The organism is Clostridium sp. CAG:43 (assembly GCF_000434655.1).
Taxonomy (GTDB): Bacteria; Bacillota; Clostridia; order Lachnospirales; family Lachnospiraceae; genus Otoolea; species Otoolea fessa.
Genome location: NZ_FR895118.1, coordinates 193 through 9,360, shown reverse-complemented (window position 1 = coordinate 9,360; position 9,168 = coordinate 193). Strand labels below are relative to the sequence as shown.

General features: G+C 49.7%; 10 protein-coding genes. 7 read left to right on the top strand and 3 right to left on the bottom strand.

What is annotated here, in order from left to right; genetic code table 11:
- Positions 1–153: 153 nt before the first annotated feature.
- Both QVO97_RS12495 and spoVT read left to right on the top strand, forming a co-directional pair.
- Positions 154–1,542 (top strand): uracil-xanthine permease family protein, encoded by a 1,389-nt coding sequence (locus tag QVO97_RS12495; RefSeq protein WP_022360647.1) that lies wholly within the window; start codon positions 154–156, stop codon positions 1,540–1,542.
- Between the two features lie 125 nt (positions 1,543–1,667).
- The gene (spoVT, locus tag QVO97_RS12490; protein WP_022360646.1) at positions 1,668–2,216 is read left to right on the top strand and encodes a stage V sporulation protein T; all 549 of its coding nucleotides are present in this window, start codon (positions 1,668–1,670) and stop codon (positions 2,214–2,216) included.
- A 220-nt stretch (positions 2,217–2,436) separates the two neighbouring features.
- Here spoVT and QVO97_RS12485 read toward each other — a convergent pair whose 3' ends face one another.
- From QVO97_RS12485 to QVO97_RS12475, 3 genes are all read right to left on the bottom strand, one after another.
- Positions 2,437–3,693: a sensor histidine kinase gene (locus QVO97_RS12485; protein WP_022360645.1), complete on the bottom strand. Its 1,257-nt coding sequence runs from the start codon at positions 3,691–3,693 to the stop codon at positions 2,437–2,439.
- Positions 3,690–4,397: a response regulator transcription factor gene (locus tag QVO97_RS12480; RefSeq protein WP_022360644.1), complete on the bottom strand. Its 708-nt coding sequence runs from the start codon at positions 4,395–4,397 to the stop codon at positions 3,690–3,692. The genes QVO97_RS12485 and QVO97_RS12480 overlap by 4 nt, the downstream gene beginning before the upstream one ends.
- Before the next feature lie 67 nt (positions 4,398–4,464).
- A complete protein-coding gene (locus tag QVO97_RS12475) occupies positions 4,465–5,184 on the bottom strand; it encodes a GTP pyrophosphokinase (protein WP_022360643.1) in 720 nt (239 codons plus the stop codon).
- Between the two features lie 287 nt (positions 5,185–5,471).
- On the opposite strand from QVO97_RS12475, the gene QVO97_RS12470 reads away from it, so the two are divergent.
- The 5 genes from QVO97_RS12470 to QVO97_RS12450 all read left to right on the top strand — a co-directional run.
- On the top strand, positions 5,472–5,747 hold the full coding sequence (locus QVO97_RS12470) for an HU family DNA-binding protein (protein ID WP_022360642.1): 276 nt from the start codon (positions 5,472–5,474) through the stop codon (positions 5,745–5,747).
- Positions 5,748–5,877: 130 nt separating this feature from the next.
- Entirely contained in the window at positions 5,878–6,117 is a 240-nt protein-coding gene (locus QVO97_RS12465) for an RNA-binding S4 domain-containing protein (RefSeq protein WP_022360641.1), read from the top strand.
- A 38-nt stretch (positions 6,118–6,155) separates the two neighbouring features.
- Complete coding sequence (locus QVO97_RS12460; RefSeq protein WP_022360640.1) at positions 6,156–6,824, top strand: TetR/AcrR family transcriptional regulator; 669 nt, start codon at positions 6,156–6,158, stop codon at positions 6,822–6,824.
- Positions 6,825–7,056: 232 nt separating this feature from the next.
- A complete protein-coding gene (locus QVO97_RS12455) occupies positions 7,057–7,326 on the top strand; it encodes a hypothetical protein (protein WP_022360639.1) in 270 nt (89 codons plus the stop codon).
- The coding region (locus QVO97_RS12450; protein WP_288189774.1) for a ZmpA/ZmpB/ZmpC family metallo-endopeptidase-related protein at positions 7,296–9,168 on the top strand (1,873 nt) is incomplete at its 3' end. The genes QVO97_RS12455 and QVO97_RS12450, both read left to right, overlap by 31 nt.

The window sequence follows — 9,168 nt, the reverse complement described above, 5'->3', positions numbered from 1 at the left end:
TCAGGCAAGTAAAGAAGACAGTGTAACTGTAACGAAAAGGTTGACGAAAGCCTGTAAAAACGATATTCTGAAAGACGGAGAAACGCATGCAAAAACGATAGAAAATATGATCGGAAAAGAAAAGTATGCTGAATAAAATGGAGGTATATCGTTATGAATGAAAACAACACGGCTATCAAGGATGCCAGATCCTTAGGTCTGCCGAAGATGCTGCTTTTGGGACTGCAGCATATGTTCGCCATGTTCGGTGCGACCATTCTGGTGCCGATTCTGGTTAACACCTATTTTGAGGGGCAGGGACTTTCTATCCAGGTAACCCTGATGTGTGCAGGACTTGGTACATTGTTCTTCCATGCCTGCTCTAAGTTTAAGGTGCCGGCTTTCCTTGGTTCTTCCTTTGCTTTTCTGGGTGGATTTGCGACGGTTGCGAATCTGAATACAGGTATATTTGCAGATATGACCATGGGAGAAAAGCTTCCCTATGCCTGTGGCGGTATTGTGGTTGCAGGCGCTTTGTACCTGATTCTGGCGCTGATCATCAAGCTGGCAGGCGTGGAGCGCGTCATGCACTATCTGCCGCCGGTTGTGACAGGTCCGATCATTATCTGTATCGGTCTTTCACTGGCGCCGTCCGCGATCGCCAACGCATCGACAAACTGGCTGATTGCGTTGATTGCGCTGGGAACTATCATCGTTTTTAATATCTGGGGCAAGGGAATGTTCAAGATCATTCCGATTCTGATGGGCGTTGTGATCTCCTATGCAGCGGCAGCAGTCTTCCAGATGATGGGAATGACAAATCCGGACGGAAGTGCGATCCTGAATTTCTCAGAGGTGGCGACGGTTTCCTGGGTCGGACTTCCGCCGTTCCAGCTGTGCAAATTTGACCCGACGGCGGTCATGGTAATGGCGCCGATCGCGCTTGCGACGATGATGGAACATATCGGCGATATGTCGGCGATCTCCGCAACGGTCGGAGAAAATTTCCTTGCGGATCCGGGACTGCACCGGACGCTGGTCGGCGATGGTATCGCAACATCTCTGTCGGCACTCGTTGGCGGTCCTGCCAATACGACTTACGGTGAAAATACGGGCGTTCTGGAATTAAGCCATGTCCATGACCCGCGTGTCATCCGGATTGCAGCTGTCTTTGCTGTGATTCTGAGCTTTATTCCGAAGATGGCAGAGGTCATCGGTTCGATGCCGTCTGCCATCATCGGCGGCGTTAGTTTCATGCTATACGGTATGATCTCCGCGATCGGTGTCCGCAACGTGGTCGAAAACCAGGTGGATTTAACCAAATCCCGGAACCTGGTAATCGCTGCGGTAATTCTGGTCTGCGGGTTGGGATTCTCCGACGGTCTGACCTTTGAGGCGGCAGGAACCTCGGTTACTCTGACAGGTCTTGCGATCGCAGCGATTGCGGGCGTTCTGCTCAATGTGATTCTTCCGGGTAATGATTACCAGTTCGGCAAGAATTTACAGGGCGACATCAACCGCGGTGTGGCGATCAATCCGAATCCGAAGAAACGGCAGGAATAAAAAACGCAAAAATTTTCAGTTCTAAAATTGGGACGAACCATTTCAGATGTATAATCCGCCTGCATTTCCACATACTACCCATAAGACACACGATATGGCAAACGTGGTATGCAGGAGGAAGAATCATGAAAGCTACAGGAATTGTGAGAAGAATCGATGATCTGGGTCGCGTTGTCATCCCGAAAGAGATACGCCGGACGCTGCGCCTTCGGGAAGGGACGCCGCTTGAGATATTCACGGACCGCGAGGGCGAGATTATATTGAAAAAATATTCACCGATGGTGGAGCTGGCGGCATTTGCCGTGCAGTACGCGGAGGCGATGGCGCAGTCCACGGGGCTGATGGTCTGCATCGCGGACCGGGATCAGATCATCGCGGTATCCGGGGGACCAAAGAAGGAATATTACCAGAAGACGATCAGCCGGGCGCTGGAACTGGCAGTTTCCGAACGTCAGAATATCTGTGCGGCGCGGGGAGAAAAAGCATTTATCCCGATCACCTCGGATGAGGTGGAGGAGAGCAGCTCCGAGGTAATTGTGCCGATTTTGAGCGAGGGAGATGCGATCGGGGCGGTGATTCTCCTCAGCCGGGAGGCAAAGCAGGCGCTTGGAGGGGCGGAGATGAAGCTGGCAGCGACGGCAGCCGGATTTCTGGGACGTCAGATGGAAGGATAAAAAAAGATAAATGAGATAAATCTGCCTGGAAACAGGCGGTGAGAGAAAAAAGAAGACGGGATCGATGGAAAACGTAAAGAGAGATAAAACTCCTGGGCGGTTGTCCATCGATCCTGTTTTTGATAGTCCTGTATTTGGAAGAAGCTGACGGTAGCAGACTCTGTAGGTAATTGTGCATTTGTTTGCAGGTATGTATGTTGAGATGATAGGGCTGGGCTATTCACGACAGCCGCGGCAGCAGGGCGCAGAAGTGAATTTCATTCTGTTTATCCTTGCCCGGCGCCAGATGGGCGCTGATGCGTCCGCCGTGGCGTTCCACGATGGATTTGGCGATGGAAAGCCCGATGCCGTAGCCGCCGCTTGCCCGTGCGCGGGAATCGTCCGCTCGGTAAAACCGGTCGAACAGGCGCGGAACCTGATCGGGCTCCAGGTTTTCACAGGGGTTCTGCACCTCGAGACAGAGGAGGCGTTTTTTCTGGTACAGGGACACAGTGATCGTGCCGTCCGGCAGGCAATATTTGACTGCGTTATCCAGCAGAATTGAGCAGAGACGCAGGATCTGGTCGCGCTGTCCCCGCATCGACAGCTCTGGTTCGATCGAGAGGGAGAGCTTCTTTCCCTGTGCGTCAACGGCGGTCTGGAAGCTGTCGGAAGTCTCTTTTACCAGTGCGCTGACAGAAAAATCAGAGAGACTTTCCGGACACATACTTTCCTCGGCGCGCGACAGCTCGATGAGCTCCGCAATCATGCGGTTTAAGCGCTCGACCTGCTTGCGGGTGCTTTCCGTCCACTCGTCCTTGCCGCGTGTTATTTCCATGACGCCGACGTTGGCGGAAATGATGCCGAGAGGTGTCTTTAACTCATGCGAGACATCGGTGATAAACCGGCGCTGTTTTTTGATATTATCGGCAAATGGCTTTATGACGTAGTCGGAGAGGCACAGGAGAAGTAAAAGTACAACTGCCAGACAGCCGAAAATAATAAAGAAGGTCAGGCGCAGAAGAATATAAAATGATTGTAACTGCGAAAAGCAGTCTACAATCACAAGCGTACCGCTGTCGCTTTCGCTGCTTCCATCGGACGGATACAGATGGTAACGGTAGTAGCCCCAGTAGCCATTGTCCTTGCCGGATGAGAGAATCGCGTCTGTCAGAGCTGAGATGTCGCTCTCACTGAGGGAGGCGATGTGCTCGGAATTGACGTCGGATGGTTCCTCATTTTCATCCAGATGAATAATGCAGTAGCGTGTCTCAAACTCCGTTTCGCGGGTGAGTTGGAAACGTCCCGAAACGTTTGGATGATTCCTGACAAGGGGGAAATTCCAGTCATTTTCATAAAGAGTCGTGATGATGGCATCCGCCCGGTCGGTAAGCCGGATGTAGTTTCCCAGATTGATCGAGCCGCCGATGACAAAGAGCGTGAGCGCCAGAGAAAACATGGCGATGAGCAGAAACCTGCGCCGCAGGCTTCGGATCATGCGTCCGCCGCCGTCAGACGATATCCCTCTTCGGTTCGCTGGATGCTCCGGTTGGCGCCCAGCGCCTGCATCTTTTTTCGCAGATAAGAAACGTAAGTCCATACCAGTTGTGCCTCCTGTGTCGGTGGAAGTGGATCGGAAGCGCCATCGTCGTAGGATGTGCTTCCCCAGGTGTGCTCTAAAAGCTGTGTTTCGGTTAAAAGGCGTCCTTCCTCGCGGATAAACAATTCCAGCATTGCCGCCTCGCGGCTGGATAAGCAGACGGAGGAAGTGCCGCAGGAAAGTTCCATGGAAGCGCGATCCAGGGTAAAGTTGCCGCAGGTAAGCCCAGAGAGTTGTTTGGCGGCGCTTCGTCTGGTCAGCGCCCGGACGCGGGCGAGAAATTCGCCGATGTCAAAGGGCTTGGTGAGGTAATCATCCGCTCCGCAGTCAAGCCCGGAGATTTTGTCCTCGGTCTGGCTTTTGGCGGTTAAGAGAAGAACGGGGGTCAGGATATCCTTGTCCCGGAGGGCAGAAAGAACGGCAAGCCCATCCAGCTTTGGCATCATGATATCGAGAATCAGCCCGTCGTAGCTGACGGCGGCTGCTTTTTCCAGTGCTTCAGCCCCGTCGTAGACAGCGTCTACCTTATATCCTTCATGGGTTAAAATGGCGCTCAGGGCGCGTATCATATCCGGTTCATCGTCGGCAAGAAGTAGTTTCATGTGTGAAAATCCCCCCTCTTTGTTTATCCACCTGTTGGTTTATGTACTATTTTATTTATCCAAGTATTTATCCGAGCGGAATGCCGCGGCAGTCTGAAGCGACTGGTTTTTCAGCGCCAGCACTTGTGTTGGAATTTGCATCTGGGTCAGCATTTGGGGTGAGAATCAGCTCCTTTAAGGTGGACAGGGACAGATCCGTGGAAGCAATCTGGTCGGAACAGTGCTTTAATTCCTGCTGCATCAGCTCCGGGTTGGCGATATCGTGCTTATATTTGAGTTCATGTTCTATGCTCGCCCAGCAGTCCATCGCGATCGTGCGGATCTGGACTTCCAGACAGGGCAGAGCGGCTGTCTCGGATGTATTTCCCAGAAAACGGACCGGCATCTTTAAAATCATATGGTAGCTGCGGTAGCCGTTCGGCTTTGGATGGGCGATGAAATCTTTTTCCCGGAGAATGGTCACGTCCGGAATCGCGCGGATGAGCTCGGCGGTGCGGTAAACATCGTCCAGCATCGGGCAGATGAGGCGCACGCCCGCGGCGTCATGTTCGTGAGCAAGCGCATTTTGAAGCGTCGGCTCCAGTCCGTCTCGGATGAGCTTTTCTCTCATGCTCTCCGGGCTTTTGACGCGAGAGGTAGAGGAGGAGATCGGATCCCAGCCGGTCTGCGACTTCTGATAGCGCCGGATCATGCCGATGCAGGAGAGAAATTCGTCGATGATGCCCTCTAAAAGGATGCGGGAACCGCCGTAAAAATCAGAGGGGGTAGTGGTTGTTGATTCTATCATATATGGTCTAAAATGGGAGGCTGGAAGAGTGCCAGACAGTCTCCGTTTCCTTTCAGTCTATTTGGTAAAAATTGGTATTCGATATAACAGATATATCGAAAAACAGGCGAAAGCGCAAGAGAGTTCACAGATACTCCATGATTTTTCACAGAAAAAACACAGCAAGGCGCGAAAAACCTTGACAAAGCAAGGAGAAATGTATATAAATGTAAAGTAAGATTTGCGGGCATGTACGAAGAAAACTAAGAGGATTCATGTGCGAAGATATAAGCTAGGAGGAATATACGATGAATAAGACAGAATTAATCGCAGTTGTAGCTGAGAAAGCAGAGCTTTCCAAGAAAGACGCAGAGAAAGCAATCAAGGCTTTCACAGATGCAGTATCCGAGGAACTGGTTAAGGGCGGAAAGATTCAGCTGGTTGGCTTTGGTACTTTTGAGGTAGCTGAGAGAGCAGCTAGAGAGGGAAGAAACCCGAAGACCGGCGAGACTATGCCGATCGCAGCTTCCAAGACTCCGAAGTTCAAAGCTGGTAAAGCATTAAAGGATATGGTAAACGCATAATTATCTCAGACATATATGTGTGACAGACAGCCCTTCGTGATGAAATATCATGGAGGGCTTTAGTATTATAGGAGCGAAGGGATTCCGCCAGGATGAAAGTGCCCTGCAAGGGGTTATGGAAAGGAAAAATATGAGGTTAGATAAGTATTTGAAAGTGTCCCGCATCATCAAGAGAAGAACCGTGGCCAATGAAGCGTGCGACAGCGGGCGAGTGATGCTGAATGATAAAGTGGCAAGAGCCAGCGCGGAGGTTAAGGTTGGGGATGTGATTGAAATTGCCTTCGGCAACAAGTCTGTCAAAGTCCGCGTGACGAGCGTGCAGGAGACCATCCGCAAGGAAGATGCCAAGGAGATGTTTGAATACCTGTAAGAATCCAGGAGAAGTCAGGAAAAGGCGCGGAGGATGAAATGCCAAGAAATATAGAGCGGGATGAAAAAGAGGCGATGCGTCGGAAAGAACAGCTGATGGAAGCTGGATTCAGGCTGTTTTCGCAATATGGGATCGAGAATGTCAGTTTACAGAGGGTGGCGGACGCTGCGGAAGTGGGCGTTGCGACCCTATATAACTATTATCAGACGAAGGTCAAGCTTGTGATAGCGATCAGCGGAAAAATCTGGGGCGATCTCTGGAAGGAGATTCTGGAAGAAAAGGGACCGGAGATATTTGAATCATTCACGGCGTATCAGTACATTGAGTTTTATACGGACCAGATCATCCGGATTTACCGGGAACGCCCGGAAATACTCTGGTTCAGTAATAACTATAAAAACTTTATCTCCCGGGAGAAAGTCAGGGGGGAAGCGCTGGCTGAACATCTGGATGTTTTGAAGCCGGCAGGAGCGCTGTATCATAAGTTTTATGAGCAGGCGAGGAGCGATAAAAGCATCCGGACCGATATCCCGGAGCAGCAGTTATTTACAAGCGTTGCGATTGCGATGCTGGCGGTGGCTGAGCGCTATGCACAGGGAATTGTGTGGGCGGACGATCACAAGGAAGACCACACACAGGAACTGGAATTTTTAAAAGGAATGCTCCTGACATGGTGCAGAACCCCGGAGAACCTGGGAAAACAATGATATAAAGAACGGAAATAAAAAAAGAAGTCAAGAGAATGAGGTGACCCCTCAAAGTTAGACTTTTACGAGACGACTTTGGTCGTCTCGTTTTTCTTTATGCGCTTAAAAGAACAGTTTCTGTCTTGAATTTGTGAGAGTTGATTATTATAATATAAATATAGTGATGACTCATTTGTGTATACACACTTTATGACGGATAATCAACATTTCGAGAATGAGAGGAAAAAAGCGTATGAGAAGGAGAAAAAGAAGAATCCTGGCAGCAGGAATGGTGGTAGTGATAACGTGCAGTTCATATGGTTCTGTGCCGAGAGTTTATGCGAACACGAATTTTTATCAGATCCGGGAGATCGAAAGTTTATCGGAACAGGTTCTGTATCAGAAGGTTCCCTATGGAACCCGGTATCAGGATCTGGAGATGCCGGACAGCATAGACGTTTTTGTCAGCGGGGGGGGGGGCAAACCGAAGATGTGCCTGACGCAGGGAGCGATGAGAATGTAGCTGCGTTTGCCAACCGCATAAATGATGATGCCGTGCTGGAAAAGACGGACAGTGAAGAGAATGGAGAAAAAGAAGATACTGAAGGAAAAGATACCGAAGGAAAAGATGCCGGAGAGAATAGCAAAGACAAAAGCGAAGGTGGAGAGGGATTAGAGAAAGCCGAATCCGGTTCAGGTGAACAGGGAGATTCTGGGAAAGATGGAAATTCGGCGGAAAATGGGGACTCTCAGGATGAAAATGTAAATCCGGGGAACGGTGAATCCGATGAGAAAGACGATTCCGGTAAGACAGATTCCGGTTCTTCGGGTGGAAATGCAGATTTGAATGAAGATGGCAGTTCTTCGAACGGAAAAACGGATCAACCGAAGGAAGAGGTCAAGACAGATGAGAAGACCGAGGAAGAGATTGACGAAAAGGAAGGTTTCTGGCGAAAAGTAAAGGTGCGCTGGGTTCTGGATGCAGAAGAGAGCCAGGCATCCCGTTATGATGGAGAAAATCCGGGCGTCTACCTGTTCCGTGCAGAGCTGAAAAGCAGCAATTATGAGGTAGATGAGGACGAACTCCCGGTGATCCAGATCACGGTCCTGGAAGAAGAGCAGGCAAAAACGACGCTGGAATTTGCACCGTTGGAAGAATCGATCGCCGATCAGATTCTCACGCTTGGAAGCAAAGAATCCGACATCCAGTTCCCGGAGACTCTTACCGTGCGTGAGACGATGGGAGAAGAAACCACCGAGCGGACTTTGTCGGGTATCACGTGGAAACTGGATGCGGAAAACAGCGACTATTCTGAATTTCAGGGCGGACTGGCACCGGAGGACTATTTTGACCGCTTCGATGAGGACGGTGAACCAGAAGAAACTGAAGAAAAGACCTGGGAGGGCTACGATAAAGCCAATGAAGAATACAATGGGGCGATCTATACCTATATTCCGGTGATTCCGGAAAGCGAAGAGATACCGGAAGACACTGCTTTGCCGGAGATCCACGTGCAGGTGGGAGACGCGGGGATTGCGCTGTATGCGGATGAAGGAATCACGGGAGAAGGTACGGAAACGAATCCCTATGTGATTCGTACTGCAGATCAGTGGCTTACTGTTATGGGTAAAAACCAAAAAAATAAATATAATGGATATCTACCCTTTGGTGTAAATACGTATATTAGATTGGGGGCTGATATCGATCTAAGCGGCGAGTCGTGGGAGTCAAGAACACTAACGGCTTGTTTAGATGGTGATGGATATGCGTTGAGTGGAATTTCGCAGCCGTTGTTTAATGTTTTGAATGGAACCGTTAAAAATTTGATTTTATCGGATGTTGGGATTGAGGGAAAGGGAAACCAGGGAGCGATCGCAAAGACGGTAGGAGACAATGCAACGGTTGAAAAATGTTATGTTAGTGGCAGCATCACGGCGACAGGATATAATGATAGTGGAGCTGGTGGGCTAATAGGAGCTGTTCAAACTACCAACGGAGCTCCCCTGACGATAGAAAATTGTGTTGTTAATGCAGATATCACAGGTAAAACAACTTCTCTGGCAGGAGGTTTGATCGGTTCTGTTAGTAAGAGTGACGTGGTAACGATCAAAAAATGTATTGCAATGGGAACTGTCTCAACTGTAGAAGACAAAGGTTCGGGTGGATTGGTTGGTGGACCAGGTAGAAGTGTCACAATTAAGAATAGCGCAGCATTGCAAGAAGAGGTTTCCACAAAAAGCTCGAAATACTTTGTAGATAGAATTTTTGGCTATGATGGTGATTATAAGGTTCATGTAGTTGGTGGACAAAATTTTGCCTATCAGGGTATGAAGGTTAAATATGGTGATAAACTTCTTGATAAAC

Excerpts from the sequence above, each read along its gene's own strand:
- QVO97_RS12495 (WP_022360647.1), top strand. The coding sequence starts at position 154 with ATGAATGAAAACAACACGGCTATCAAGGATGCCAGATCCTTAGGTCTG.
- spoVT (WP_022360646.1), top strand. The coding sequence starts at position 1,668 with ATGAAAGCTACAGGAATTGTGAGAAGAATCGATGATCTGGGTCGCGTT.
- QVO97_RS12485 (WP_022360645.1), bottom strand. The coding sequence starts at position 3,693 with ATGATCCGAAGCCTGCGGCGCAGGTTTCTGCTCATCGCCATGTTTTCT.
- QVO97_RS12480 (WP_022360644.1), bottom strand. The coding sequence starts at position 4,397 with ATGAAACTACTTCTTGCCGACGATGAACCGGATATGATACGCGCCCTG.
- QVO97_RS12475 (WP_022360643.1), bottom strand. The coding sequence starts at position 5,184 with ATGATAGAATCAACAACCACTACCCCCTCTGATTTTTACGGCGGTTCC.
- QVO97_RS12470 (WP_022360642.1), top strand. The coding sequence starts at position 5,472 with ATGAATAAGACAGAATTAATCGCAGTTGTAGCTGAGAAAGCAGAGCTT.
- QVO97_RS12465 (WP_022360641.1), top strand. The coding sequence starts at position 5,878 with ATGAGGTTAGATAAGTATTTGAAAGTGTCCCGCATCATCAAGAGAAGA.
- QVO97_RS12460 (WP_022360640.1), top strand. The coding sequence starts at position 6,156 with ATGCCAAGAAATATAGAGCGGGATGAAAAAGAGGCGATGCGTCGGAAA.
- QVO97_RS12455 (WP_022360639.1), top strand. The coding sequence starts at position 7,057 with ATGAGAAGGAGAAAAAGAAGAATCCTGGCAGCAGGAATGGTGGTAGTG.